21 protein-coding genes and 3 pseudogenes are annotated in these 26030 nt (G+C 71.5%); 14 read left to right on the top strand and 10 right to left on the bottom strand.

From position 1 onward, the window contains the following. Nucleotides 1-21: 21 nt before the first annotated feature. From ACF1DX_RS08990 to ACF1DX_RS08980, 3 genes and pseudogenes are all read right to left on the bottom strand, one after another. Nucleotides 22-144, bottom strand: a pseudogene (locus ACF1DX_RS08990) (VOC family protein); the annotation flags it as partial. Between the two features lie 174 nt (nt 145-318). Next, a complete protein-coding gene (locus ACF1DX_RS08985; RefSeq protein WP_391790527.1) occupies nt 319-837 on the bottom strand; it encodes a hypothetical protein in 519 nt (172 codons plus the stop codon). Beyond that, nucleotides 834-2720 (bottom strand): annotated as a pseudogene (locus tag ACF1DX_RS08980) (putative bifunctional diguanylate cyclase/phosphodiesterase); the annotation flags it as partial. The pseudogene ACF1DX_RS08980 and the gene ACF1DX_RS08985, both read right to left, overlap by 4 nt. Before the next feature lie 498 nt (nt 2721-3218). Between ACF1DX_RS08980 and ACF1DX_RS08975 the strand changes: the two are divergent. Both ACF1DX_RS08975 and ACF1DX_RS08970 read left to right on the top strand, forming a co-directional pair. Beyond that, nucleotides 3219-3986 (top strand): hypothetical protein, encoded by a 768-nt coding sequence (locus tag ACF1DX_RS08975; RefSeq protein ID WP_391790526.1) that lies wholly within the window; start codon nt 3219-3221, stop codon nt 3984-3986. A 43-nt stretch (nt 3987-4029) separates the two neighbouring features. Next, nucleotides 4030-5119 (top strand): annotated as a pseudogene (locus ACF1DX_RS08970) (IS630 family transposase). On the opposite strand, the gene ACF1DX_RS08965 reads toward ACF1DX_RS08970, so the two are convergent. The 7 genes from ACF1DX_RS08965 to ACF1DX_RS08935 form a co-directional block, all read right to left on the bottom strand. Further along, entirely contained in the window at nt 5116-6015 is a 900-nt protein-coding gene (locus tag ACF1DX_RS08965; RefSeq protein WP_391790525.1) for a CAP domain-containing protein, read from the bottom strand. The pseudogene ACF1DX_RS08970 and the gene ACF1DX_RS08965 sit on opposite strands and share 4 nt — an antisense overlap. Before the next feature lie 346 nt (nt 6016-6361). Then, nucleotides 6362-7024 (bottom strand): hypothetical protein, encoded by a 663-nt coding sequence (locus tag ACF1DX_RS08960; RefSeq protein ID WP_391790524.1) that lies wholly within the window; start codon nt 7022-7024, stop codon nt 6362-6364. Between the two features lie 183 nt (nt 7025-7207). Beyond that, nucleotides 7208-8272 carry a biotin/lipoate A/B protein ligase family protein gene (locus tag ACF1DX_RS08955; RefSeq protein WP_391790523.1) on the bottom strand — a complete coding sequence of 355 codons (1065 nt, stop codon included), beginning with the start codon at nt 8270-8272 and terminating at the stop codon, nt 7208-7210. Nucleotides 8273-8349: 77 nt separating this feature from the next. After that, nucleotides 8350-9417, bottom strand: coding sequence for an oligopeptide/dipeptide ABC transporter ATP-binding protein (locus ACF1DX_RS08950; protein ID WP_391791172.1), 1068 nt, complete (start codon nt 9415-9417; stop codon nt 8350-8352). A 20-nt stretch (nt 9418-9437) separates the two neighbouring features. Further along, nucleotides 9438-11417 carry a dipeptide/oligopeptide/nickel ABC transporter permease/ATP-binding protein gene (locus ACF1DX_RS08945; RefSeq protein WP_391790522.1) on the bottom strand — a complete coding sequence of 660 codons (1980 nt, stop codon included), beginning with the start codon at nt 11415-11417 and terminating at the stop codon, nt 9438-9440. Beyond that, nucleotides 11417-12367: an ABC transporter permease gene (locus tag ACF1DX_RS08940; protein ID WP_391790521.1), complete on the bottom strand. Its 951-nt coding sequence runs from the start codon at nt 12365-12367 to the stop codon at nt 11417-11419. Before ACF1DX_RS08940 ends, ACF1DX_RS08945 begins: the two co-directional genes overlap by 1 nt. 78 nt (nt 12368-12445) lie before the next feature. Then, the gene (locus ACF1DX_RS08935; protein WP_391791171.1) at nt 12446-13999 is read right to left on the bottom strand and encodes an ABC transporter substrate-binding protein; all 1554 of its coding nucleotides are present in this window, start codon (nt 13997-13999) and stop codon (nt 12446-12448) included. 203 nt (nt 14000-14202) lie between these two features. Here ACF1DX_RS08935 and ACF1DX_RS08930 point away from each other — a divergent pair, with 203 nt between their 5' ends. The 12 genes from ACF1DX_RS08930 to ACF1DX_RS08875 all read left to right on the top strand — a co-directional run. Beyond that, on the top strand, nt 14203-14955 hold the full coding sequence (locus tag ACF1DX_RS08930; RefSeq protein ID WP_391790520.1) for a FadR/GntR family transcriptional regulator: 753 nt from the start codon (nt 14203-14205) through the stop codon (nt 14953-14955). A gap of 214 nt (nt 14956-15169) precedes the next feature. Then, nucleotides 15170-16237 (top strand): acetylxylan esterase, encoded by a 1068-nt coding sequence (locus ACF1DX_RS08925; protein ID WP_391790519.1) that lies wholly within the window; start codon nt 15170-15172, stop codon nt 16235-16237. Beyond that, on the top strand, nt 16227-17711 hold the full coding sequence (locus tag ACF1DX_RS08920) for an exo-alpha-sialidase (RefSeq protein WP_391790518.1): 1485 nt from the start codon (nt 16227-16229) through the stop codon (nt 17709-17711). The genes ACF1DX_RS08925 and ACF1DX_RS08920 overlap by 11 nt, the downstream gene beginning before the upstream one ends. An 89-nt stretch (nt 17712-17800) precedes the next feature. Then, on the top strand, nt 17801-18760 hold the full coding sequence (locus ACF1DX_RS08915; RefSeq protein ID WP_391790517.1) for a dihydrodipicolinate synthase family protein: 960 nt from the start codon (nt 17801-17803) through the stop codon (nt 18758-18760). After that, nucleotides 18757-19713 carry an ROK family protein gene (locus tag ACF1DX_RS08910; RefSeq protein WP_391790516.1) on the top strand — a complete coding sequence of 319 codons (957 nt, stop codon included), beginning with the start codon at nt 18757-18759 and terminating at the stop codon, nt 19711-19713. Before ACF1DX_RS08915 ends, ACF1DX_RS08910 begins: the two co-directional genes overlap by 4 nt. Then, nucleotides 19710-20384 carry an N-acetylmannosamine-6-phosphate 2-epimerase gene (locus tag ACF1DX_RS08905; protein WP_391790515.1) on the top strand — a complete coding sequence of 225 codons (675 nt, stop codon included), beginning with the start codon at nt 19710-19712 and terminating at the stop codon, nt 20382-20384. The genes ACF1DX_RS08910 and ACF1DX_RS08905 overlap by 4 nt, the downstream gene beginning before the upstream one ends. Before the next feature lie 42 nt (nt 20385-20426). Next, a complete protein-coding gene (locus ACF1DX_RS08900) occupies nt 20427-21197 on the top strand; it encodes an AraC family transcriptional regulator (RefSeq protein ID WP_391790514.1) in 771 nt (256 codons plus the stop codon). A gap of 218 nt (nt 21198-21415) precedes the next feature. Further along, nucleotides 21416-22477: an iron-siderophore ABC transporter substrate-binding protein gene (locus ACF1DX_RS08895; protein WP_391790513.1), complete on the top strand. Its 1062-nt coding sequence runs from the start codon at nt 21416-21418 to the stop codon at nt 22475-22477. After that, on the top strand, nt 22474-23517 hold the full coding sequence (locus ACF1DX_RS08890) for a FecCD family ABC transporter permease (RefSeq protein ID WP_391790512.1): 1044 nt from the start codon (nt 22474-22476) through the stop codon (nt 23515-23517). Before ACF1DX_RS08895 ends, ACF1DX_RS08890 begins: the two co-directional genes overlap by 4 nt. Continuing rightward, complete coding sequence (locus ACF1DX_RS08885) at nt 23514-24566, top strand: FecCD family ABC transporter permease (RefSeq protein WP_391790511.1); 1053 nt, start codon at nt 23514-23516, stop codon at nt 24564-24566. The genes ACF1DX_RS08890 and ACF1DX_RS08885 overlap by 4 nt, the downstream gene beginning before the upstream one ends. After that, nucleotides 24563-25417: an ABC transporter ATP-binding protein gene (locus ACF1DX_RS08880; protein ID WP_391790510.1), complete on the top strand. Its 855-nt coding sequence runs from the start codon at nt 24563-24565 to the stop codon at nt 25415-25417. Before ACF1DX_RS08885 ends, ACF1DX_RS08880 begins: the two co-directional genes overlap by 4 nt. A 3-nt stretch (nt 25418-25420) precedes the next feature. After that, the coding region (locus ACF1DX_RS08875) for an MFS transporter (RefSeq protein WP_391790509.1) at nt 25421-26030 on the top strand (610 nt) is incomplete at its 3' end.

Genomic DNA, 26030 nt, shown 5'->3' with positions numbered 1-26030 from the left:
GGCACGCCCATGACCGCAGCCTCAGGAAGTCATGGCGGCCCGGCCGGACTCGCTGCGCAGAACGCAGAACTCGTTGCCTTCGGGATCGGCGAGGACCGCCCAGCCGGAGCCGTCGGGACTCCGGTGATCGGTGACAAGGGTGAGTCGTCGAACATCAGGGCCTCCTGACCTCCCAGAACGGGGAGAACGTGCCGAATGCCGCTACCACAGCGTTGCCCGCACCCGGCCGGAGCAGGAGCCCCGTCCTCCATCGCAACAGGAATGAGCACTGCTCTCGGTGATCCGGGACACCGCCTTCCCGTTGTCCATCGTTTCCTGTCATGGAATGGGCGGAGGCTGCGCCTGGCCAGCGGCGTTCGTGGCGCTTCGGGCGCCCTGGGACACCGCTTGCATGTCTTTGGCATCACTGCGGCGCAGCACGTACAGCTTGCCCATGGCTATCAAGCTGGGGCCGCACAGCATGATCGCAAGCCACCACACGTCCTTGGCGACGAAGATTCCAGCACCGAGCATGGCCACGCTGATCACGGCGCCCACATACAAGCCGGTCATCCAGAGCGCATGCTGACGCTTCTCTCGCGCCAGTCGTACCTCGCGTTCCGCGGCTGCCTCGGCTTTCTCGTCCGCGCGTGCAGCCGCCTCCCGCTGCATGTCCAGCTGCCTGAGCCGAATTTGGTGTTCCCGCTTCAGTTGCGGTTCCAGGGCTTCGAAGGCAACCTTGAGTTGCTCCGGTCCGCCGAGGGCGGCACCCCACTTCATGGCGATCTCCAGCCCCGCCGAGACGACAGGATCATCTGGCGGGAGGGGCAGAGCACTGCTGCTTTCTTCCACACTCACTGCCGGGAGCCTCCGTCACCGCTTCCTGCTGGGGTGTACTCGAGTTCTGTCGGTTCGGGAGGCGGTCCGAGACGTACGAAGAGCCGAGCGAGGGTGTGCTCGATCTCACCCGCTGCTCTGACTACCGCGGCGGCCTCGTCTTGAAGAGGCGGCGCGTAGTCGCGCAGCAGCTCGCCCGCGACAAACCCCTGTTCAGCGAACGAGCTTCCCTTGGATGCGGCGCCCCGGACGTCGCCGCCCACGGAAGCGGGTTCGACCGGTGAGTGCAGTACCGGATAGTGGCCGGAACTGAGCGCCCGGCGTAGCCGGTACTCGTCCAACGGCCCGGAGAAGGCCATGCCCTGCCCGTGCGTGCACCCCATCGCGCGCAGCGCCGCGACCTGTTCCGGCAGGTCCACGCCGTCGGCCACGGACTGCAGTCCGAGGTCGGTGGCGATCCGCACCAGCCCGCTGGTGATCGCGTGCAGCCGGGCGGAGTCGACGACGCCCTCGACCAGACTGCGGTCGAGCTTGAGCACGTCGACGGGGAGTCTGCGCAGTGCGGTGATCGTCGCGTGTCCGCTGCCGTCCAGGGCGACCCGGACGCCGAGTCTGCGCAGGTCGCTCAGGCGGCGCTCCAAGTCGTCCAGCGCGACGCGGGGGTCGACGTCGGACAGCTCGATGATCAGCGACCCGGACGGCAGCCCGTGCCGGGTCAGCAGCGCCTCGATCGAGCCGAGCGGCATTGACTGGTCCAGCAGCCGGCGCGCGGTCATCTGTACGGCGACGGGTACGGCGAGCCTGGTCGCGGCGCGCTCGGCGGCCTGCTCGACAGCCTTCTCCAGTATCCAGCGGCCCAGCTCGGCGGTCTTGTCGCTGTCCTCGGACACCCGCAGGAACTCGGCGGGCGTGAACAGCACCCCTTGCGAGGACCGCCAACGCGCCTGGGCGGCAACCGATGTGATCCGGCCGTCCGCCAGAGACACCACCGGCTGGTGTAGCAGCGTGAACTCGCCGGCGTGCAGCGCGGCACGCAGGCGTGTGGCCAGCTCCGCCTTGCGTACGGCGTCCTGCTGCATCTGCGGCTTGTACAGCTCGACGCGGCCCTTGCCGCCCGCCTTGGCGCGGTACATGGCGAGGTCGGCATTGCGCAGCAGCTCGCCCGCGCCGAGGTCCGGCTCGGCGAAGGCGAGGCCGATGGAGGCGTTGACCCGGACATCGTTGCCGTCGATGAGGTACGGCTGCGACAGCATCCCCCTGAGGCGGTCGGCGAACTCCAGGATGTGCCGTTCGCGGGCGGCGCGGTCCCGGGTGTTGTCTCCGACGATCAGGGCCGCGAACTCGTTGCCGCCCAGCCGGGACACGGTATCCCCGTGCCGGACCGCTTCCTGGAGTCTGCGGGCGGCCTGGACGAGCAGTTGGTCCCCGGCTTGGTGCCCGATCGTGTCGTTGACGGCCTTGAAACCATCGAGGTCGATGAGGAGCACAGCGGAGCCACGGCGGCTACCGAGAGCCTGGCTGACGCGCTTGGTGAACAAGGTACGGTTGGGCAAGTCGGTGAGTTGGTCGTGCTCGGCGTTGTGCTGCAACTGGGCCTGCAGCCGCACCTGCTCGGTCACGTCCCGGCTGTTCAGGATGAGGCCACTGCGGTGGCGGTTGACCGTCGACTCTATGTTGAGCCACTCACCGGTGCCCGACCTGGAGCGGAACACGATACTGGTCGTGGGCTCCTCGGTGTCGCTGGCGGCAAGGAAGCGGCGGACTTTATGGATGACGCTGCCGATGTCATCGGGGTGGATGAGCATGCCCAGTTCGGTGCCGACTAACTCTTCTGTCTCGCGGCCGAAGGTTCTCGCCGCTGCCGGGCTGACGTGGAGGAGGATGCCGTTCGGTGCGAGGATCATGTCCTCGGTAGCTATATCTGGCGAGGATGATCCGTTCGTCGCCGCGGACTCGCTGGGGCCGGGTGTGTCATCGCTCGACTCGTCATCCGCCCGGAGGGCCGCGTCGGTGCGTGCATGAGAAGCCCCGAACAACGACAACAAGAACTTGCGCATCATGCCCATCCCCCCTTCGCGGTACTTGCACAGTATCGAGGTTCCGGCAGCACTGTCAGCGGTCGTGTCGACAGGTCGGGCACGGCTGCCTGGTCGGTGGGCGTGAGCGGGCCGACCGCATGGACCAGATCGCCGAGAGCCTGAAGCTGTTCGCGGCCATGAGCCGCCTGCCCAACAGCCAGCTCGATGTCATGGTGCTGCGCCGGCTGTGGAATCGCCCGCCCGAGACCGTCTCCGCCCTCCTGGGCGTGCCGCTGGCCGCCGTCCGCTCAGACGAACGTCACGCCACCCGATATTCCTGGAGAACGTCCTGTGCCCGCCGCCCCCGACCGAAGGGAACACCCCGTGGCCGGCATCGAAGAACTCCTCTCCAGAGCCATGCTCGTCCGCGAGCGCACCCTGCCGCGCGACATCATCCACTCAACCGCCCCATCGTCCGCACCCGATGCCGACCCCACCGCTCACAGCTCCCCGAGCGGCAGCCGCCATGTGGCGGCTGAGGACCTGCGTACTCTGTGCGAAACGCTCGTCTCGCACACTCCACCGGGCACCGTAGCCAAATTCGTCACCGACCAAGTCCCCGAACCACGTGCCGTCCTGGTCCTCGCGTGTGTCCTGCAGCTGACCGACACGGACGAAGGCGCCCGCTTCTGGTGGCAGTACGCCGCCGGCGCCGGGCAAGCAGCCGCCGCCTACTGCCTCTACCTCCACCACCTGGCATTGGGGGAGGAGGACACCGCCGCCTTCTGGCACCGGCAGACCGGCGACGTCCAGCCTCCACCCCAACCTCCCGCGTTCGACGACGGTGGCACCTTGCGCCCGGCAGAACACCGCATCACCAGCACAACCACCACCCACTTCATGCGCCTTCTTGGCCACCTCGCCAAGCAGACCGTCCGCTCCCGGCCCGCCGGAGTCAGCAAGCTCATGGCCTACATCCCCACAGCCGTCACGGCCGGCTACCTCCGTGAGCCCGACATCGAGCTCCCGCTGCCCGGCCACGAGTTCGCCCGCCGCATCAACAGCCTCCTTGCCGCAGACGACCATCCCCCTATCTGGGACAGCCGCCCCAGCCGCCCCGACCCCGGTCCGTACACATCCCCCGGGCCCTAGTCTTCTGAGTCAGGAATTCTGTTCAAATGTGTAGGGTTGTGGGGTGGCGCGTACTGGGCGGCCGAAGGCCGAGTTGATCCTGTCGGATGCGGCGGGCTGGGCTGGGCTGGAGGGATGGGTACGGCGCCGTTCCACTCCGCAGGCGTGGGCTTTGCGGTGCCGGATTATCCTGGCCTGCGCGAGTGGCGCGTCGAACAGGGACGTGGCCGCCCGGCTCGGTTCGACGCCGCATGCGGCGGGCCGCTGGCGGAAGCGGTTCGTCGAGCACCGGATCGCCGGCCTGGGTGACATGCCCCGCCCGGGTGGCCCGAGGACGGTGACCGACGAGCAGGTCGCCGCGGTGGTGAAGCGGACGCTGGAGTCGACGCCGAAGAATGCCACGCACTGGTCGACGCGGGCGATGGCGAAGGAGATGGGCCTGTCGCAGTCGACCGTGGCGCGGATCTGGTGGGCCTTCGGCCTGCAGCCGCACCGAGACGTCTCTGCTGTCGACGGATCCGTACTTCGTCGACAAGGTCCACGATGTGGTCGGTCTGTATCTGGATCCGCCCGAGCGGGCGCTGGTGTTCTGTGTGGACGAGAAGTCCCAGATCCAGGCCCTGGACCGTTCCCAGCCGGTGCTGCCGATGATGCCCGGCGTCCCGCAGCGGATCACCCATGACTACGTGCGCGCCGGCACCACCACCTTGTTCGCCGCCCTGGACGTCGCCACGGGGAAGGTGATCGGCTCTCCGCACCGCCGGCACCGGGCCGAGGAGTTCAAGAAGTTCCTGGTCGAACTCGACCAGGAGATACCGGCGGGCCTGGACGTCCACCTGGTGCTGGACGACCACGCCACCCACAAGACCCCGGCCATCAAGACCTGGCTGCCGGCCCACCCACGCTTCCACCTGCACTTCACGCCCACCGGATCATCCTGGCTCAACCTGGTCGAGCGGTGGTTCGCCGAGCTGACGAACAAGCAGATACGGCGAGGCGTCCACAAGAGTGTCCAGGCGCTGGAGAAGGACATCCGAGCCTGGATCGCCGCGTGGAACACCGATCCCAAGCCTTACGTCTGGACGAAGACCGCAGACGAGATCCTCGAACGCCTCGCCGCATATCTGAACAGAATTCCTGACTCAGAAGACTAGCGGGCGGTGCCGAAGTCCTGGGTCCAGTAGGAGCCCGGCTGGGCGAGACCGACACCGATCTCCTTGAACGCGCAGTTCAGGATGTTCTCCTTGTGGCCGGGGCTGTTCATCCAGCCGGTCATCACCTGCTCCGGGGTGGAGTAGCCGTAGGCGACGTTCTCGCCGTAGGTGCTCCAGCTGTAACCGGCGCGGGTGATGCGGTCGCCGGGGGAGGAGCCGTCCGACCCGGTGTGCGACATGCTGCCGCTCGCCGCCATGTCCTTGCTGTGGTCCTGCGCGGCCTTGGTGAGGGTGGCGTTCACCTTCACGGGGGAGCAACCGACCTTGCCGCGCTCGGCGTTGACGAGCTCCACGACCTTGGCGACGGCACCGGAGGCACCGGCGGGCTCGGGGGCCGGGGCGGCGGGCTTCGGAGCCGCGGTCGTGGGCTTCGGAGCGGCCGTGGTGGGCTTCGGGGAAGCCGTGCTGGGCTTCGGAGCGGCCGTGGTGGGCTTCGGAGCGGCGGTGGTGGGCTTCGGAGCCGCGGTCGTGGGCTGGGTGGTGGGCTTGGAAGCGGGCTTGGAGGCGGCCGCCCCGGGAGCCTTCGTCGTCGGCTTGTGCGACGGCTTCGCGTCGCTGTCCTTCGGTGTACCGGGCTTCGAGGCGCTCGCGGTGGCGGTCGGCGTGCCCGACGGCAGGGCCGTCGGCTCACCGTGCTGTTGGCTGCTCCACCGGCTGTACCAGCCGGGGTCGCCCCTGTCCTCGGCCTCGGCCGCCGCCGTGTCCTGGTCCTGCCGCTGTCCCTCGTCGGGCCAGTCCGTGCAGGCCATGGCGACCGAGGGTATGCCTATGACTCCTACGGCGACCGCCGCGACGACCGTCCGCCGGTACTGCCTCTGATGACGATGCTTTCCCATGCGTGACCTCACCCCTGCTGTCCGGAGGCTGGTCATTCTTGGGACGTCCCGGCGCCGGGCGCAAAGGGCTCTTCTCCTACCGCGCTTCGTAGACCGGTAGGGGTCTTGCGGCGGGCGGAAGAGCGTGCCGACCTGCCCGCCAGGGGTCCGGCGGAGCGCCTGTCGCCCCGTCAGAAACCCCCGCATGGCGAAGAAGGCATGGTGCTCGGCTTCCCACCGGATCACCACCCGCCGAAGTCCGTTCCACAATCACGGCAAGACGGACAAGTCACCTATGTCCCCAGAGGGAATCCTACTAAGCGACCCGAACAGATCGTCGACTCGTGTGACAGATGTCACGGAACCATCAATTCCGGTTCTTCTCCAGGGCCGCCACCGCCTCTTTCGCGGCCTTGATGGCACCCTTGTTGATCTCGTCCGTGCCCGGCGCCTTCTTCGACTCGAAGTCGCTGCCGTTGTACGTCACGATCACCAGCGCGTTGGAGGCGCGGGCCACCACCACGCCCTCGCGTGTCTGCTGCTTGTCCTCGGTGGTGAGGTTCACGACGGAGTACGCCGCGTCCCCGAGCCCGGGGACCGCGCCCCCGCCGCTCTTGTCCTCCAGCCGCCCCTGGTACGACCGCTCCGCCGCCTCGTCCGACTCCAGCACCTCGAAGGAGACGTCGAGCCAGCGGTACTCGTAACCCTTGAGCGCGTTCCAGGAACAGGTGCGGCGCAGCTTCGAGTCCGTGGACCGGATCTCCTTGCCGGCCGTCTTGGCGCCCGGTACAAGGGACTTGACGCTCTTCTCGGCGATGCTGCCGCACGGCGCCGGCGCGGCGGCGTACGTCTTCGCCACCTGCGTCTGCGAAGGGGCGGACGCGGACTGGGTCTTCGTCTTCCCGGTCGGCTTGTCCGCGGCTTCCGGCGCGGCCGGCGAACCGGAGGACAGCGCCCAGCCGGCCGCGGCGAGGACGATCACCGGGGACAGGCGCGCGGTCAGGGCGATCGGCAGAGGAAAGGAACGCACGGCGCACTCTTCGTGGGGGACGGTGCGGAAGGGGGTCCGCACAGCGGACGGGACGCCAGTGTCACACGCGTTCCTGTGGCGCGGGAAGGGTCAACTCGCTCCGTGCAGGGGCGGTGACAGGTACGTACCGCCGAAGGTGCCGTCTTGCCTCAATTCCCCCCGCGAAGAGGTGATTTGCGCGCCTCAGGGTACGCGGGCGGTCCAGTCCGGCGCGGTGAACTTCGTCCGTGCCAGTTCCTCCGCGAGGGCCAGCTCCTCGTCCGTCACCTTGTCGTCCGCCGACCCGTACCGGGCGCGGAACGAGTCGATCATCCGCTCGATGACGGCCTCGCGCGGCAGGCCGGTCTGCCGGCGCAGCGGGTCCACCCGCTTCTTCGCGCTCCTGGTGCCCTTGTCGGACAGCTTCTCCCGGCCGATGCGCAGCACGTCGAGCATCTTGTCGGCGTCGATGTCGTACGCCATCGTCACGTGGTGCAGCACCGCGCCGGGGCCGCCGTCCGGGCCCACGATCCGCTTCTGCGCGGCGCCCGCGATCTTGCCCTGGTCGGTGGCGATGTCGTTCAGCGGCTGGTACCAGGCCCGGATCCCCATCTCGCCGAGCGCGCCCAGCACCCAGTCGTCGAGGTAGGCGTAGCTGTCCTGGAACGACAGCCCCTGCACCAGTGCCTCCGGCACCGACAGCGAGTACGTGATGGTGTTGCCGGGTTCCACGAACATCGCGCCGCCGCCGGAGATCCGGCGCACCACCTCGATGCCGTGCCGCCGGGCGCCCTCGGGGTCGACCTCGTTGCGCAGCGACTGGAAGCTGCCGATGATCACCGCCGGGGCGCCCCACTCCCACACCCGCAGCGTCGGCGGGCGCCGGCCCGCGGCGACCTCCGTGGTCAGCACCTCGTCCAGCGCCATGTGCAGCGCGGGCGGCTGCGGGCCCTCGTGGATCACCTGCCAGTCGTAGTCGGTCCAGTCGGTGGCGTGCGCGAGCGCGCGGCGCACCGCGATGCCGACGCCCTCCGAGGTGAGCCCGTACATCACGGTGTCCTCGGGGAGGGCCGCGTCGATCCGCGCGGCCAGGCCGGCGGCGTCGGTGTCGGCGGGGGTGCCGTCCAGGGCGCGGTTCACGGCGTCCAGCGCCTCGTCGGGTTCGAGGAAGAAGTCGCCCGCCACCCGTGCGCGGCGCAGCACGCCGTCCTCCACGTCCACGTCCACGACGACCAGCTTGCCGCCGGGAACCTTGTACTCACCGTGCACGGCTCCGCCTTTCCCTGTTGCCGTGGGCGCCAACACCGGCCGGGGCGGGGATGTTCCCCGCCCCGGCCGGTGGGAGGTCAGGCGGCCCCGGTGGCGGCGGACACCACGGCGGCCTCGTCTCCCGGCTGCGGGTGCACACAGTGCCAGCGGTGTCCGTCCGCGCCGTCGGAGGCGGCCGGGAACACGGTGGCGCACGCGTCGTCCGCCTTCCAGCAGCGGGTGCGGAACGGGCAGCCGGAGGGCGGGTTGGTCGCCGAGGGCACCGGGCCGTGCAGCACGATCCGCTCGGGACGCTCCAGCAGGCTGGGCGTGGCCGACAGCAGGGCCTCGGTGTACGGGTGGCGGGAGTCGCCCGAGACCTGGGCGGCCCGGCCCTCCTCCACCACCCGGCCCAGGTACAGCACCGCGATGCGGTCGGCCAGGTAGCGCACGGTCTGCACGTCGTGCGAGATGAAGACCATGCCGAGGCCGAGCCGGGAGCGCAGGTCCACCAGGAGGTTGAGGATCTGGGCGCGCACCGACACGTCCAGGGCGCTGGTGGGCTCGTCGGCGACGATCAGCTCGGGCTCCAGGGCCAGCGCGCGGGCGATCGCCACGCGCTGGCGCTGCCCGCCGGAGAGCTGGCCGGGCAGCGCGCCCAGGGTGTGTCCGGGCAGGCCGACCAGGTCCAGGAGTTCCTCGACGCGCCGCTCGCGCTCGGCCCGGGTGCCGCGGTCGTGCACGTCCAGCGGGTCGCGCAGGATGCGGCGTACGGGCAGGCGTGGGTTCAGGGCGGTGGACGGGTCCTGGAAGACCACGCCGACGCTTGCCCCGAAGCGGGTACGGCGTTCCGAGGCGGGCATCTTCCACAGGTCCCGGCCCTTGAAGTACACCTGGCCCTCGGTCGGGCGCTGGAGCCCGGTGACCACCCGGGCCAGGGTGGACTTGCCGCAGCCCGACTCGCCGACCAGGCCGAGGATCTCGCCGCGCCGGACCTCCAGGGAGGCGTCGGTCAGGGCGTGCACGGCGTCCCGGCGCAGGATGCCGCCGCTGCGCGCCTTGTGCCGGACGTGGATGCGGTCGAGCCGGACGAGCGGTTCCGTCGTGGTGGCCGGCGGGTCCGTCGTGGGATCCAGCGGTTCCGTCGTGGTGTCCAGCGGGTCCATCGTGGTGTCCTTCGGGGCGGTCATCGGGCACCCTCCAGCGACTTGGCCGACGGGCGCACGGGCGCCGGGTGGTGGCAGGCGAACAGGTGGTCCGGCGCACCGTCGCGGTCGGCGGCGGGCGGCGGGGTGGTGGCGCACAGCCCGGTGGCGGCGGCGCAGCGGGAGGCGAACCGGCAGCCGGCGCCGAACGCCTTGGGCGCGGGCACCACACCGCGGATCTGGTGCAGCCGCTCCGCGCCCGCCTCCAGCGAGACCACGGAGCCGAGCAGGCCCCGGCTGTAGTGGTGGGCCGGGTCGGTCAGCAGGGAGCGGGTGTCGCCGGCCTCGGCGACCTGACCGGCGTACATCACCGCGACCCGGTGGGCGAGGTCGCCGACCAGGGCCAGGTCGTGCGAGACGAGGACCATGGCGAAGCCGAGCTCGTCACGCAGCTTCACCAGCAGCTCCACGACCTGCGCCTGCACGGTCACGTCGAGCGCGGTCGTCGGCTCGTCGGCGATCAGCAGTCGTGGACTGCGGGAGAGCGCCATGGCGATGAGCACGCGCTGGCGCTGGCCGCCGGAGAGTTCGTGCGGGTAGCTGCGCAGGGTGCGCTCGGGGGAGAGGCCGACCAGTTCCAGCAGTTCGGCGGGGGTACGGGTGCCGCCGCGCGAGGTGAGCCGCCCCAGCTGGGTGCCGATCAGCACCGACGGGTTGAGGGACGACATGGCGTCCTGGTAGACCATCGCGATCTCCGGGCCCATGAGCGCCCGGCGTTCCTTCGGCGACAGCTTCAGCAGGTCGCGGCCCCGGTAGAGGATCTCGCCCTCGGCCTCGGCGTTGCGGGCCAGCAGGCCCATGATCGCGAGGCTGGTGATGGACTTGCCGCAGCCCGACTCGCCGACCAGCCCGAGGGTCTCGCCCTCGCGGACGGCGAAGGAGATGCCGTCGACGACGCGGATGTCGCCGTAGCGGTCGGGGAAGCGGATCGACAGATCGCGTACGACGAGCAGGTCGGGGGCGTCCTCGGCCAGCGGCGGGACCGCGGGCTCCATGGCTTCCAGGCGGGTGGCGAGACGGGCGAGCGCGGTGTCCACCTCGGCCTGGTCGACGGCGGGCGCGGCCTCGGTGGTGGCGGCCTTCTCGCCGGAGTCGTCGCCGTCGGCACGGGCCTTGTCCGGGGAGGCGGCGGCGTCCGTCATGCCCTCGGACAGGACGTTCAGCGCGAGCACCGTGACCAGCAGGCACAGACCGGGGAAGAGGGTGGCCCACCAGCCGCCCGAGAGCAGGATCTGCCGGCCGTACGCCAGCACACTGCCCCAGCTCGGGTCGGGGTCCTGCACACCGGCGCCGATGAAGGACAGGCTCGCCTCGAAGATGATCGAGTCGGCCACCATGACGGTCGCGAACACCAGGACCGGCGCCGCGCAGTTGAGGGCGACGTGCCGGGCCACGATGTAGTGGCGGCGGGCGCCGATGACCTGTTCGGCGGCGACGTAGTCCTCGCCGTACTGCTCCAGCACGTTGGCCCGTACGACGCGGGCGAGCGAGGGCGAGTAGACGAAGGCGATGGTGAAGATGATGACCGGGACGCTGGGGCCGAACACGGCGACGAGGACGGCGGCCAGGGCGATCGGCGGGAACGACATGACGACGTCGAGCGTGCGCATCACCGACTCGTCGGCGAGCTTGCGCGAGGTGGCCGCCAGGGCGCCGAGGAACGAGCCGATGACCAGCGCGAGCAGCGTCGCGCCGAGGCCGATCACGAGGGAGTAGCGCGCACCGTGCACGACCCGCGCGAACACGTCGCGGCCGGCCCGGTCGGTGCCGAACCAGTGGTCGGCGTCCGGCGGCAGGGCGGGGGTGCCGGTGGCGAGCGGGTCCTGGGTGAGCAGCGGCGCGAAGACCGCGCCCAGCACGACGACGAGGAGGATCCCGAGGGCGATGCGGGAGGGCACGGGCAGGCGGCGCAGGCGGGTGCCGGGCCGGAGCCGCTCTGCGAGGGAGCGTGGGGCGAACATCACACCGTCCTGATGCGCGGGTTGACGAGCAGGTAGAGCAGGTCGACGACGACGTTGACCACGAGGAAGGCGATGGCGATGGTGAGCACGGTGCCCTGGACCAGCCCGACGTCGCCTCCGTTGACGCCTTCGAGGATCAGCTTGCCCATGCCGGGCAGGTCGAAGATCGCCTCGATGACGACGGCGCCGCTGAGCATGTAGCCGACCTTGACGCCGAGCACGGTCAGCGGGGTGACCAGGGCGTTGCGCAGCACCGACCGGACGATCAGGAACGGCGGCAGACCGCTGCCCCGGGCGGTGCGCACGTAGTCGCGGTCGAGTTCGGTGACCATCGCGGTGCGGATCAGCCGGGCCAGCGAGGAGGCGACCGGCAGGGCGAGGGCGACCGCGGGCAGGGTCATGCTCTCCAGCCAGCCGCCGAGGGAGTCGGCGGGATTGACGTAACCGCCCGTCGGGAACAGCGGCATGTTCAGCGCGAACTGCTGGATGAGCAGCACACCGAGCCAGAACGAGGGCAGCGCGATGCCGGCCATCGACAGCACCCGGAACACCTGGTCGGGCCAGCGGTCCCGGTACATGGCGCTGGTGACACCGAGGACCAGGGCCAGTACGACGGCCAGCGCGAGGCCGAGCAGCGTCAGTTGCAGGGTGAGCGGGAACGCGGTGGCGATCCGGTCGGCGACGGGCTGACTGGGCGGCACGGTGACACCGAGGTCGCCCTGCACCAGATCGGCCAGGAAGGCGAAGTAGCGCACCGGCAGCGGGTCGTCGAGACCGTGCGCCTCGGCGAACGCAGCACGTGCCTCGGGGCTCGCGCTGTCCCCGAGCGCGTTGTACGCGGGGTCGACCGGTGAGAACTGCAGCACCACGAAGACCAGCAGCGCGATGCCGAGCACCATCACCGGCATCATCGCGACGCGGCGCAGCGCGAGCCGGAGGAATGCAACCATCGTGAGGTTCCTAGGGGTTGGGGCCGGGCCGCCGCCCAGGTGGCGCGGCGGCGGCCCGACGGCCTGTGCGGACGGGGCTCAGGCGCGGCCGACGTCGACGAAGGACAGGCCGGTCGTGGGCAGCGGCTCGAAGCCCGGCAGCGCTCCGTCCTTCCAGGCGGTGGGCAGCTTGCGGTGCAGCACCGGGTACAGGGCCGCCTCCTCGGCGACCAGATCGGTGACCTGCGCCCACAGTTGCTTGCGCTTTTCCGCGTCGGCCTCCGAAGCGGCCTTGTCCAGCAGCGACTTGACCTGCTTGTAGGCGGGGCTGCCGGTCCAGCCGTAGCGGTTCTCCGGCCAGAAGCCGTAGTAGAACCAGCGCAGCAGCAGGTCGGCGTCGTTGCCGAAGACGGAGGGGTCGCCCGGCGCGGCCAGCGCCTCGAAGTCACCCTTGTCGACCTTGGCGTACTGGGCGGGGGACTGGGCGATGTCCAGCTTGGCGTCGATGCCGGCCGCGGCCCAGCTCTCCTTGATCAGCGGCGCGATGTCCTTGACCCAGCCGGTGTCCGTGAGCAGCAGCGTGAAGGAGAGCTTCTCCGCGCCCGCCTCCTTGAGCAGCTTCTTGGCCTTGGCCAGGTCGTGCGTGTAGACGGTGGCGGCCTTCTGGTGGTCGGGGTGCGTGGCGGGCACGTATCCGGTGGCCGGCTCGGCATTGCCCAGCAGGGCGGTGGAGATGATCTTCTCGGTGTCGAGCGCGTAGTGCAGGGCCTGGCGCACCCGCTTGTCGGCGAAGCGCTCGTCCTTGCAGTTGAACATCAGGAAGAGCAGGCCGAAGGACTGGACGGACTCCACCTTGTCCTTGCCCGTGAAGCCCTCGATGTCGATGTAGGGCACGTCCTCGATGGCCTGCACCCGGCCGGACTTGAGGGCGCTGACCCGGGCCGACGGGTCGGACATCAGGTGCCAGACCATCTTCTTGGCCTTGGCCGGGTGGGGGCCGTTGTACGTGTCGTAGGCCTCCATGACGATCTTGTCCTCGCGGGTCGCCGACACGAAGCGGTACGGACCCGAGCCGACCGGCTTGGCGTCGAAGGCCTTGGCGTCGGCACCGGCGATCTTCTTCGGCACGATCCGCACCACGGATATGCGCGAGGGGAAGAGCGCGAAGGCGTGCTTCAGCTTGAACTCGACCGTCGAGGCGTCGACCGCCTTCACCTGGTCGATGAAGGGCACGAACTGCGCCATCAGCGAGGCGTTCTTCGGGTCGAGGACCCGCTCGAAGCTGAACACCACGTCGTCCGCCGTGACCGCCGAACCGTCGTGGAAGGTGGCCCCCTCGCGCAGGGTGGCCCGGTAGGTGGTCGCGTTGATCTTCTTCGGCATCTCGGTGGCCAGCGTCGGCCGGGCGACGAGCGTGGCCGGGTCGAGGTCCACCAGGCCCTCGAAGATGTGCATGTTGGCGGCGTACGGGGTGGCGCCGGAGGTGATCATGGGGTCGAAGCCCGTGGAGAGGGGGTAGGAGAGCCCGGCTTCGATGGTGTCGGTGCTGCCGCCGGAGCCGCCCGAGTCGTCACCGGTGCTGCCCGGACCGCCGCAGGCGGACAGGCCCGCGGTGATCGCGGTCGCCACACCGAGGGTGCTGGTGTATCTCATGAAGGTGCGGCGGTCGACGCCGGCTGCGCTGCGCGGGGACAAGGAATCCTCCTGGCGGGGAGTCAAGACGGGCGAGGAAGCGGAATGGCTGATTCTGTACGACGGGCTGGCGCGAACGTATCCCGTCGAGGACGCATCAGACGTCTGATGTCTGATGCTTGATAGCGTGGGAACGTAGTCGGGCAAGGGAGAGGGGTCAAGAGGTGGCGGTGGGACAAAGGGCGATTCGGGGTGCGGTACCGGAGCCCAAGACGGCACGACAACCGTTGCGACAGGAGGTCGTGGACGGCATCAAGTCGTACATTCTGCGCAACCAGCTACGCCCCGGGGATCCGCTGCCGACCGAGCCCGCCCTGTGCGAGGCGCTCGGCGCCAGCCGCTCCAGCGTGCGGGAGGCCATCCGGATCCTCACCGCGCTCGACATAGTCGAGGTGCGGCACGGGCACGGCACGTATGTCGGCCGGCTGAGCCTGTCCGCCCTGGTGGAGAGCCTGGCCTTCCGCGGTCTGCTCAGCCCCGACGACGACTTCCAGGTGATGAGCGACCTCATCGAGGTGCGCGAGCTGTTCGAGCGCGGCATGGCGGAACGGCTCGTACGGTCCCTCAGCGACGAGCAGATCGACCGCCTCGAGGCGCTCGTCGACGAGATGCGCAAGGCGGGCGCCGGGGAGGGGAACGGCTTCGTCGAGGCGGACCGCGCCTTCCACACGCTGCTCGTCGCCCCGCTCGGCAACGACCTCATCGGGCAGCTCTCCACGGCGTTCTGGGACGTCTACGTCATCGTCGCGCCACACCTCGACGTCTTCACGCACGAGCACGAGGCGGCCACCATCGCCAACCACCAGCGCATCGTGGACGCCGTGCGGGACCGCGATCCCGCCGAGTTCGCGACCGCGCTGACGGAGCACTACGCCCCGGTGCGGAAGCGGATCGCGGAGGCTCGCGCCCGCCGCTGACCCGGTTCCGCACACGGCGGAGGCGGTCCCGGAGCGGGGCCGCCTCCGCCGTGTCGTGCGGGGGCGTCCGGTCGTCGTGGGAGCCGTGCGGAGTACTTGACGGCCGTCTTCCGGATCTCTAGGGTCCCAGGACAACAGACATCAGACGTCTGCTCTCACGTCTCATTTCACCGCGCTGCGCCGCGCGCACGCCTCACCCACCGGGGCCCTCTCCATGCCACTGACGGACCTCACCCTCGCCGAGTGCCTCGCCCTCAGGCCCGACCTCGACGAACCCGCCGACCTCGACGCGTTCTGGGACCGGACCCTGCGAACGGCCCGAACGGCCCGAACGGCCGGCACGGCCCCCCGCTTCACGCCCGTGGACACGGGCCTGACCCAGGTCACGACCTACGACGTGACCGTGCCCGGCTTCGCGGGCGAGCCCGTGCGGGGCTGGCTGCACCTGCCCGCCGGGGCCGACGGCCCGCTCGGCTGCGTCGTGGAGTTCCTCGGCTACGGACGCGGACGAGGCCTGCCGCACGAGCAGGTGCTCTGGGCGAACGCCGGCTACGCGCACTTCATCATGGACACCCGCGGCCAGGGCTGGTCCACCGCCGGGGGCGACACCCCCGACACGGTCTCCCTGAACGGCGACGTCCCCGGCTTCCTCACGCGGGGCGTGGACAGCCCGGACCACCACTACTACCGGCGCGTGTACACCGACGCCGTGCGCTTCGTCGAGGCCGCCCGCGAACACCCGGCCGTCGACCCCGACCGGGTCGTCGTGACCGGACACAGCCAGGGCGGCGGCATCTCGCTCGCCGTCGCGGGGCTCGTCCCGGGCCTGGCCGGCGTCATGCCCGACACCCCGTTCCTGTGCGACATCCGCCGCGGGGCACTGATCGCCGGCGCGCCGCCCTACACCGAGATCGCGGAGTACCTGAGCCTGTACCGCGACCGCGCCGAGACCGTCTTCACCACCCTCTCCTACGTCGACGCGGCCCTGCTGGCCTCCCGCGCCACGGCCCCGTCGCTGTTCTCCATCGCCATGATGGACGAGATCTGCCCGCCCTCCACCTGCTTCGCCGCCTACCACCGCTACGGCGGCGCCAAGGACCTGCGGGTCTACGAGTTCAACGGCCACGAGGGCGGCGCCGGCCACCACCGGCGCGAGCAACTCGCCTGGGTACGGGAGCTGTTCGCCACCCCCCGTCCCCTGGACGACCCCAGTACCTCCACCCTGCACGCCCCCGACTCGCCTGATTCCTCACCTGAGAAGAGGCCCGTTCATGCAGCGTAGAGTCACCCTCGCCACCGTCACCGCGGTCGCCACCCTGGCCCTCCTGGCCGCCGGCACCCCCGCCGCGCACACCGCCGACCAGCAGACCGCCTCCGCGGCAGCCACCCTCACCTCGCAGGACATCGCCACCGCCGGCACCGGCTCCCCGTACTACCGCATCCCCGCGCTGACCAGGACGACCAAGGGCACGCTGCTCGCGGCCTACGACGCCCGCCCCACCCTCGCCGACCTGCCCGGCAACCTGGGCGTGGTGCTGCGCCGCAGCACCGACGGCGGTGCCACCTGGCAGGCCCAGCAGGTCGTGCGCAAGGAGGCCGCGCCCAAGGGCTTCGGCGACCCCAGCCTCCTCGTCGACCGGGAGACCGGCCGCGTCTTCGTCTTCTACGCGGCCTCCGTGAACCAGGGCTTCTTCGGCTCGGCCACCGGCAACGACGAGAGCGACCCGAACGTCCTCCAGGCCGACTACAGCTACTCCGACGACGACGGCCTGACCTGGAAGCACGAGCGGATCACCGCCGAGATCAAGAACCCGGCCTGGGCCGGCATGTTCGCGGCCTCCGGCGAGGGCATCCAGCTGCGGCACGGCACCTACAAGGGCCGCCTGATCCAGCAGTACGCCATCCGCGACAACGGTGCCAACTACGCGGTCAGCGCCTACAGTGACGACCACGGCGCCACCTGGAGGATGGGCACCCCGGTCGGCCCCGGCGGGGACGAGAACAAGACCGTCGAACTCTCCGACGGCCGCGTCATGCTCAACAACCGCTCCAAGCCGTACCGCACGGTCGCGTACTCCACCGACGGCGGCGTCACCTACACCTCCTTCCAGCAGGACACCGAACTGCCCGACCCCGCCAACAACGGCTCCATCGCGCGCTTCGCCCCGGACGTGGCCGCCTCGCATCCGCGGGCGCAGTGGCTGATGTTCAGCAACACGGCGACCACCGGCAGCCGCAGCAACCTCACCGTCCGGCTCTCCTGCGACAACGGGCGGAACTGGCCGGTGCGCAAGACCGTCGAGTCCGGCTCGGCCGCCTACTCGACGCTCACCCCGCTCAGCGACGGCACCGCCTCCAACCCCCGGGTGGGCCTGCTCTGGGAGCGCGCCGACTACCAGCACATCACCTACTCCTCCTTCGACCTGCAATGGCTCGGCGGAATCTGCGCGCCGGTCACCGTCACCCCGCCCTCCTCCCTGCCCGCCGGGCAGACCACCACCGTCACCGTCCGCGTCGTCAGCCAGAACGACGTCACCCTCCCCGGCGGAACGGTCTCCCTCGCCCTGCCGGCCGGCTGGAGCGCCCCGGAGGTGGCCGTGCCCGCGCTCAACCCCGGTCAGGGCGCCAACATGAAGATCCCCGTCACCGTCCCCGCGGGCACGGCCGCGGGCAGCGTGAAGGCCACCGCGGAGTACGAAGTCCGCGGCCGGCAGCACTCCTACGGCGACACGACGTTCACCGTCACCGCGCCGTAGCCGGCCACCGGCCGCCCGGCGCCGGCACCCCGGAGCCGGGCGGCCCGTCCCACCCCGTACCACCACTCGCAAGACCAGGAGAAACACCCATGTCCCCGTCCCAGCCCCTGCGCGGCGTCGTCCCGCCCGTCTGCACCCCCCTGGACGCGTCCGGAGAGGTCGACACCGTCTCGCTCACCCGGCACGTGGAGCACCTCGTGAGCGGGGGAGTGCACGGGCTGTTCGCCCTGGGCTCCAGCAGCGAGGTCGCCTTCCTCACCGACCGGCAGCGGGAGGTGGCGCTGCGGACGGTCGTCGAGGCCGTCGCCGGCCGTGTCCCCGTACTCGCCGGGGTCATCGACATGACCACGCCCCGCGTCCTCGTCCACGCGGAGGCCGCCCGCGAGGCCGGGGCCGACGCCCTGGTCGCGACCGCGCCCTTCTACGCCCGGACCCACCCGCGCGAGATCGCCCGCCACTTCCGCACCGTCCGCTCCCGCGTCGACCTGCCGCTGTACGCCTACGACCTCCCGGTCTCCGTGCACAGCAAGCTCTCCGTCGCCCTGGTCCGCGAACTCGCCGAGGACGGCACGCTCACCGGTCTCAAGGACAGCAGCGGCGACGAGGGCGGCCTGCGCCGGCTCATCGTCGAACTCGGCGGACGCCACGGCCGCGCCGACGGCCCCGCCCCCGCCTTCAGCATCCTCACCGGCTCCGAACTCACCGTGGACGCCGCCCTGCTGGCCGGCGCCGACGGCGTCGTGCCCGGCCTCGGCAACGTGGACCCCGCCGGGTACGTACGCCTCTACGACGCCGTCCGCGGCGGCGACTTCGACGGCGCCGTCAAGGAACAGGAGCGGCTCGTCGAGCTGTTCGGCATGGTCGACGCGGGACCGGAGAGCGAGATGGGCCGCAACTCCTCCGCCATCGGCGCCTTCAAGCACGCGCTGCGCCTGCTCGGGGTGTTCGCCGAGGGCACCACCGCCGCCCCGCAGATCCAGCTCGGCGACGCGGCGGTCGCCCTCGTCGAGGAGCGGCTGCGCGGCGCCGGCCTGCTCCCGGTCCGATGACGGCACGGCATCCGGACGACGCCCCGGTGATCGGCCTCGACCTGGGCGGCACGAAGATCGCCGCCGCCCTCGTCGCGGGCGACGGCACCGTCCTGACCCGGCACTCCCTGCCCACCCCGGCGACCGAGGGGGCGGAGGCGGTGCTCGACGCGCTGGCCAAGGAGGTCCGCGCGGTGTGGGCACCGGGCGCCACGGCGATCGGCGTCGCCGCCGCGGGAGTCATCGACCCCGTCACCGGAACCGTCACCAGCGCGACCGACACGATCCGCGGCTGGGCCGGCACCGCTCTGGCCGCCGGCCTCGCCGGCCGCACCGGCCTCCCGGTCGCCTGCGACAACGACGTACGCGCGGCGGCGGCGACGGAACTGCCCGCACCTCACGGGCAAGGGGTCACGATGATCTACGCCGCCGTGGGAACCGGCGTGGGCGGCGCCGTCGCCGTGGACGGACGCATGCTGCACGGGGCGGCCGGGATCGCCGGGCACCTCGGGCACCTGCCGAGCCCCGAGGCCGAGGGGCTGCCCTGCACCTGCGGTGCCACCGGACACCTGGAGGCGATCGCGGCGGGCCCCGGCATCACCGCCCACTACACGCGGATGAGCGGACTCCCGGCCGCCCGCCTGGAGACGGTGGCCGCCCGCGCCGCCGAGGGCGAACCGCACGCCACCGCGGCCATCGTGCTCGGCGCCGAGGCCGCCGGCCGCGCCCTGGGCGGCCTCGCCAACACCCTGGGCGCCGACCGCGTGGTCGTCGGCGGCGGGGTGCCCCGCATCGGCGCCCTCTACCTGGACGCCCTGAACGCGGCGTTCACCGCCGAACTCATGGCCCCCCTGCGCGGGTTGCGTCCCGTACCGCCACGGGGTGGCCCCGACGCCGCGGTCCTGGGGGCCGCCGCGCTGACCCGCACCCTGCCCCTGCACCACCCCCGCACCACCACCGGAGCCTTGCGATGACCCCACCCCTGGCCGATGCCCTGAAGGGCCGACTGATCGTGTCCTGCCAGGCCCCGCCCGGCGACCCGATGCGGCACACCGACACCCTGGTCCGCATGACCCTCGCGGCGAGGGCCGGCGGCGCGGCGGCCGTCCGGGTCAACGACCCGGAGGTCGTCGCGGCCACCGTCGCGGCCGTCGACCTCCCGGTGATCGGCCTGTGGAAGGACGGCGACAGCGGCGTGTTCATCACCCCGACCGTGCGCCACGCCCTCGCCCTGGTGGACGCCGGGGCCGAGGTCGTCGCGGCCGACGCCACCTCACGCCCCCGCCCCGACGGCAGCACCTTCGGTGAGCTCGTCGAGGCCGTCCACGAGGCGGGCGCCCTGGTCATGGCCGACGTGTCGGCCTTCGACGAGGGCCGTGAAGCCGCCGCGCAGGGCGCCGACTTCGTGGGCACGACCCTCTCCGGATACGTGCCGGGATCCCCCCACCGGACCGCTCCCGACCTCGCCCTCGTCGCCGACCTCGCCGCCGCGATCCCCGTCCCGGTGATCGCCGAGGGCCGCATCGCGACCCCGGAGCAGGCCGCAGAGGCGTTGGCGGCGGGCGCGCACAGCGTCGTCGTGGGCACCGCCATCACCGCCCCGACCGCGCTGACCAGGGCCTTCGTGGCCGGCCTCACGTCCTGACCGGCGCTCGGCGCGGGACGGGTGCCGGTTAGCCTGAGCGGCATGCGTGTCATCAGGGACCTGCCGGCACTCGCCGCCGGCGAGGGGGACGTGCCCTTCGTGATCCAGGGGTACGAGGAGGTCGTCGCCGCCGACACGACGTGGAACGAACACTCGCACCCCTGGCACGAACTCCTCTGGAACGAGTACGGCACCTCCACCGCCGTGGTCGGGTCCCAGGTGTGGTGCATCACGCCGACACTGGGCCTGTGGATGCCGGCGGGGCAGCTGCACTCCGCCTCCGCGGTCGCCGGAACCTCCTACCGCGCCCACTTCTTCCGGCACGGCACACGGTCGGCGCTGCCCGACGAGCCGGTGGCCGTGGAGATCACCCCGCTGCTCCGGCTGCTCCTGGAACGGCTCGAAGAGCCCGGCCTGCCGCCGCACTCCAGGGCCGTGGCCGAGGCGATGGTGCTCGACGTGCTGTGCCCGTCGTCCCGGGCGCTGCTGGTGCAGTTGCCCACCTCCGCGTTGCTGCGGCCCATCGTGGACGCCGTCCGGGCCGACCCCTCCGACCAGCGCACCCTGACCGGCTGGGCCGCCGCCCTCGGGTGCAGCGCCCGTACGATCACCCGCGCGTTCCAGAGCGAGACGGGCACGAGCTTCGCCCGCTGGGTCGCCTCGGTGCGGGCCCAGCACGCCGTGCACCTGCTGTCCCTCGGCTTCGAGGTCGACGTGGTGGCCGACGCGGTCGGCTACCGCTCGGCGAGCGCCTTCGGGGCGGCCTTCCGGCGGACGACCGGCATGACCCCCGGCAGGTTCCGGGCGCGCTGAGGGGTCCGTCGCACCGGGAGCCCACACTGTTCCGTGTCCCGATCGCTACAAGGGATGTCGAAAAGGCTCGATTGATCGACGCGCCCCCACTCCATACGCTGTTCAGGCAAGCCTTACCTAACTTGCTGTAGCGAGTCTGGTGCCCCGCTCCACGACCCACGGTCCCCGGCCCGGACGTGCGAGCTCCGGCACCCCGGACCGAAAGTGGAACACGGTCGATGAGAACCCCACGCCTTCGTGCGCTCGCCCTCGCGGCGGCCCTCCTGTTCGGACTCACCGCCTGCGGCGGCGAGTCCGGCGACACCGACGACGACAGCGGCGCCGCCGGTGCCGACGCCAAGGGCTCCGGCCAGTTCCCGGTGACGATCGAGCACGCCCTCGGCACCACGGTCATCCCCGACAAGCCGAAGCGCGTCGCCACCGTGAACTGGGCCAACGACGAGGTACCGCTCGCCCTCGGCGTCGTCCCCGTGGGCATGGCCAAGGCCAACTTCGGTGACGACGACGGGGACGGCGTACTGCCCTGGACCGAGAAGCGGCTGAAGGAGCTCGACGCCAGGACACCCGTCCTGTTCGACGAGACCGACGGCATCGACTTCGAGGCCGTCGCCGACACCGAGCCGGACGTCATCCTCGCCTCGTACTCCGGACTGACCGAGCAGGACTACGAGACCCTCAGCCGGATCGCCCCCGTCGTGGCCTACCCCGAGGCCGCCTGGGCGACCCCGTGGCGCGACATCATCCGCTTCAACAGCAAGGCCATCGGACTGGCCGACGAGGGCGACGACCTGATCGCCGACCTCGAGGGGCAGATCGAGAAGACCGCCGCGAAGTACCCCCGGCTGAAGGGGAAGACGGCGATGTTCATGACGCACGTGTCGTCCAAGAACGTCAGCCAGGTCGGCTTCTACACCACCCACGACACCCGCACGCAGTTCTTCACCGACCTCGGCATGGAGATCCCCGCCAGCGTCTCCGGGCCGTCCGAGTCGACCAAGAAGTTCGTCCTCACCAAGAGCGCCGAGCACATCGACGACTTCAACGACGTCGACGTCATCACCGGCTACGGGGACGACAAGGGCGAACTGCTGAAGGCCCTCAAGAAGGACCCGCTCACCTCCAAGCTGGCCGCCGTGAAGCGGGACTCCCTCTACCTGCTGCCCGGCAGCACCCCGCTGGCCACCGCCGCCAACCCGACCCCGCTGGCCATCCCGTACGTCCTGGAGGACTACGTGAAGGCGCTCGCCGAGGCCGCGGACAAGGTGGACAAGGCCGCGTGACCGTCACCGAGACCCCGCCCGCGCCGGACACCGCCCCGCTGCGGCGTCCGGCGCGGGTGCGCTTCATCTGGCTCCTCGTCGTCGCCGCGGTCCTGTTCGCCGCCATGACCGCCTCCCTCGCCCTCGGCTCCCGCGACGTCGCCTGGGCCGACGTGTGGGCGGCGCTCGGCGGAGCGGAGGGCACCCTGGAGGAGGCCGCGGTCGCCAACCGCGTACCGCGCACCCTCCTCGCCGTCACGGTGGGCGCCGCCCTGGGCCTCTCCGGCGCGGTCATGCAGGGCGTCACCCGCAACCCGCTGGCCGACCCCGGCATCCTCGGCGTCAACATGGGCGCCTCGCTCGCCGTGGTCACCGGCATCGCCTACTTCGGCCTCGCGTCGGTGTCCGGGTACATCTGGGCGGCGATGACCGGGGCGGCCGTGACCGCCGGATTCGTGTACGCCGTCGGCTCGCTGGGCCGGGGCGGCGCCACCCCGCTGAAGCTGGCCCTCGCCGGTGCCGCCATCGCGGCCGCGCTCGCCTCCCTGGTCAGCGCCGTCGTCCTGCCGCGCAACGACATCTCCGACACCTTCCGGCTGTGGCAGATCGGCGGCGTCGGCGGCGCCACCCACGCGCAGCTCGGCAGCGTCCTGCCGTTCCTCGCGGCCGGCTTCGTCGTCTGCCTGGCCTCCGCCCGTGCCCTCAACTCCCTCGCCCTGGGCGACGAGCTGGCCGCCGGACTCGGCGAGCGGGTGGCCCTCGTGCGGGCGGGCGCCGCGCTCGGCGCGGTCGTGCTGTGCGGCGCGTCCACCGCCGTCGCCGGCCCGATCGCCTTCGTCGGACTCGTCGTACCGCACGCCTGCCGGCTGCTGGTGGGCGTGGACCACCGCTGGCTGCTGCCGTTCTCCGCGCTGGGCGGCGCCGTCCTGCTGACGGTCGCCGACGTGGTGGGGCGGGTCGTGGCCCGGCCGTCCGAGATCGAGGTGGGCATCGTGACCGCGTTCGTCGGCGCCCCCTTCTTCATCCACATCGTCCGCCGGCAGAAGGTCAGATCCCTGTGAGCGCCCCCGTCGTCACCGCCCCGCCCACACCGCGCACGGTCACCCGGGCCCGGGTCCGCCGCGCGTACCGGCGACGGCTGATCGTCTGCGCCCTGCTGGTCCTCGTCGTCGCCGCCTTCGGCACCACGCTCATGGCCGGGCACACCTTCTACCCGGCCTCCGACGTGCTGCGCGTCGTCATGGGCGAGCAGGTGCCGGGCGCCTCCTTCACCGTCGGCACGCTGCGGCTGCCGCGCGCGGTGCTCGCCCTGACCGCCGGGTTCAGCTTCGGCATGGCCGGCGTCACCTTCCAGACGATGCTCCGCAACCCGCTCGCCAGCCCCGACGTCATCGGCATCAGCGCGGGGGCGAGCGCGGCGGCGGCCATCGCCATCGTCACCTTCTCGCTGAGCGAGACCCAGGTGTCCGCGCTGGCCATCACCGCCGCGCTCGGGGTGGCGCTGCTGGTGTACGTCCTGGCGTTCCGCGACGGGGTCGCCGGCACCCGGCTCATCCTGATCGGCATCGGCATCGCCGCCCTCCTCGACAGCGTCACCTCCTACGTCCTGTCGCGGGCCGGTGAGTGGGACCTCCAGGCGGCGATGCGCTGGCTCACCGGCAGCCTCAACGGCACCACCTGGGAGGAGACCGTGCCCACCGTCCTGGCCGTGCTGGTACTCGGCCCGGTGCTGCTGTTCCAGGGCCGCAACCTGAGCGCGCTGAGCCTGGGCGACGACACGGCCTCCGCGCTCGGCGTCCGCGTCGAACGCACCCGCGTCACCGTGATCGTCGCCGCCGTCGGACTGATCGCGTTCGCCACGGCGGCGGCCGGACCGATCGCCTTCGTCGCGTTCCTCTCCGGTCCGATCGCCGCCCGGCTCACCGGAACCGGCGGCTCCCTGCTGGTCCCGGCCGGCCTGGTCGGCTCCCTGCTCGTCCTGGTCGCCGACTTCACCGGCCAGTACGCCTTCGACACCCGCTACCCGGTGGGCGTCGTCACCGGCGTCCTCGGCGCGCCCTACCTTGTCTACCTGATCGTCCGCACCAACCGGGCCGGAGGCTCACTGTGACCGCGTCCCACACCCTCGCCACCGAGGACCTCACGCTCGGCTACGGCGACCGCGCCGTCATCGAGGGCCTGGACCTGACCCTCGCGGCCGGGAGGATCACGGTGATCGTCGGCGCCAACGCCTGCGGCAAGTCGACGCTGCTGCGCTCGATGTCCCGGCTGCTGGTCCCGCGCACCGGCCGGGTCGTCCTGGACGGCAAGGAGGTCCACCGCACCCCCGCCAAGGAACTCGCCCGCACCCTCGGCCTGTTGCCGCAGTCACCGGTCACGCCCGAGGGCATCACGGTCCTCGACCTGGTCGGCCGGGGCCGCCACCCCCACCAGCGGGCCTTCTCCCGCTGGACGGCCCAGGACGACGCCGCGGTCGCCGCCGCGCTGGAGGCGACCCGGACGACGGAACTGGTGGAGCGGTCCGTCGACGAACTCTCCGGCGGCCAGCGCCAGCGCGTGTGGATCGCGATGGCGCTGGCCCAGCAGACCGACCTGCTGCTGCTCGACGAGCCCACCACGTTCCTCGACGTCAGCCACCAGATCGAGGTCCTCGACCTGCTGACCGACCTGAACCGGACCCGCGGCACCACGATCGTCATGGTCCTGCACGACCTCAATCTGGCCGCCCGCTACGCTGATCGGCTGATAGCCCTGGCGTCCGGGCGACTGCACGCCGCCGGAACACCCGAGGAAGTGATGACCGAGGACACCGTCCGGGCCGTGTACGGCATGGAGAGCCGCGTCATCGAGGACCCGGTCTCGGGCAAGCCCCTCGTCCTGCCGATCGGACGCCACCACTCGGCGGCCACGGACGCCGACGACACGGCCGTGTCGCCGCAACACGCGGTCGGGAGCCGCTGAACCATGCTCAAGAAGCTCACCGCGGTACTGCCCGACCTCGCGCCCTGGCGCTCCTCCCGCGACTTCCGCCTCCTGTGGGCGCAGGGCCTGGTCACCTACCTCGGCAGCGTGATGGCGCTGATCGCACTGCCGCTCCAGATCAAGGAACTGACCGGCTCACCGCTCGCGGTGGGCGCGATGGGCGCCGTCGAACTGGTGCCGCTGGTGGTCTTCGGCCTGTACGGCGGGGCACTCGCGGACGCGGTGGACCGGCGCAAGGTCATCGTGCTCACCGAGGCGGGACTGGGACTGCTGGCCGTCGTCCTGCTGCTGAACGCGCTGCTGCCGCACCCCATGCTGTGGCCGCTGTACGTGGTGGCGGCCGGGGTCGCGGCACTCGCGGGACTCCAGCGCCCCGCCCTGGACTCGCTGCTGGCCCGGATCGTCCCGCACGACCAGCTCGCCGCCGCGGCCGCGCTGAACGCCCTGCGCTGGCAGGCGGGCGCGATCGGCGGACCCGCGCTGGCCGGCCTCGTGGTGGGGGGCCCCGGGCAGGACCCCCCCGGCCCCCCCACCGCCGGGGTGGTGTGTTGGGGGGGGCGGGAGTTACGCCCGCGGAGTCCCCCCCCCCCCG

The organism is Streptomyces sp. NPDC014676 (assembly GCF_043084105.1).
GTDB lineage: Bacteria > Actinomycetota > Actinomycetes > Streptomycetales > Streptomycetaceae > Streptomyces.
This window is presented reverse-complemented; position numbering and strand designations above follow the sequence as displayed.

Excerpts from the sequence above, each read along its gene's own strand:
- ACF1DX_RS08965 (WP_391790525.1), bottom strand. The coding sequence starts at position 6,015 with ATGGGAAAGCATCGTCATCAGAGGCAGTACCGGCGGACGGTCGTCGCG.
- ACF1DX_RS08950 (WP_391791172.1), bottom strand. The coding sequence starts at position 9,417 with ATGGACCCGCTGGACACCACGACGGAACCGCTGGATCCCACGACGGAC.
- ACF1DX_RS08945 (WP_391790522.1), bottom strand. The coding sequence starts at position 11,417 with ATGTTCGCCCCACGCTCCCTCGCAGAGCGGCTCCGGCCCGGCACCCGC.
- ACF1DX_RS08940 (WP_391790521.1), bottom strand. The coding sequence starts at position 12,367 with ATGGTTGCATTCCTCCGGCTCGCGCTGCGCCGCGTCGCGATGATGCCG.
- ACF1DX_RS08935 (WP_391791171.1), bottom strand. The coding sequence starts at position 13,999 with ATGAGATACACCAGCACCCTCGGTGTGGCGACCGCGATCACCGCGGGC.
- ACF1DX_RS08925 (WP_391790519.1), top strand. The coding sequence starts at position 15,170 with ATGCCACTGACGGACCTCACCCTCGCCGAGTGCCTCGCCCTCAGGCCC.
- ACF1DX_RS08920 (WP_391790518.1), top strand. The coding sequence starts at position 16,227 with ATGCAGCGTAGAGTCACCCTCGCCACCGTCACCGCGGTCGCCACCCTG.
- ACF1DX_RS08915 (WP_391790517.1), top strand. The coding sequence starts at position 17,801 with ATGTCCCCGTCCCAGCCCCTGCGCGGCGTCGTCCCGCCCGTCTGCACC.
- ACF1DX_RS08910 (WP_391790516.1), top strand. The coding sequence starts at position 18,757 with ATGACGGCACGGCATCCGGACGACGCCCCGGTGATCGGCCTCGACCTG.
- ACF1DX_RS08905 (WP_391790515.1), top strand. The coding sequence starts at position 19,710 with ATGACCCCACCCCTGGCCGATGCCCTGAAGGGCCGACTGATCGTGTCC.
- ACF1DX_RS08900 (WP_391790514.1), top strand. The coding sequence starts at position 20,427 with ATGCGTGTCATCAGGGACCTGCCGGCACTCGCCGCCGGCGAGGGGGAC.
- ACF1DX_RS08895 (WP_391790513.1), top strand. The coding sequence starts at position 21,416 with ATGAGAACCCCACGCCTTCGTGCGCTCGCCCTCGCGGCGGCCCTCCTG.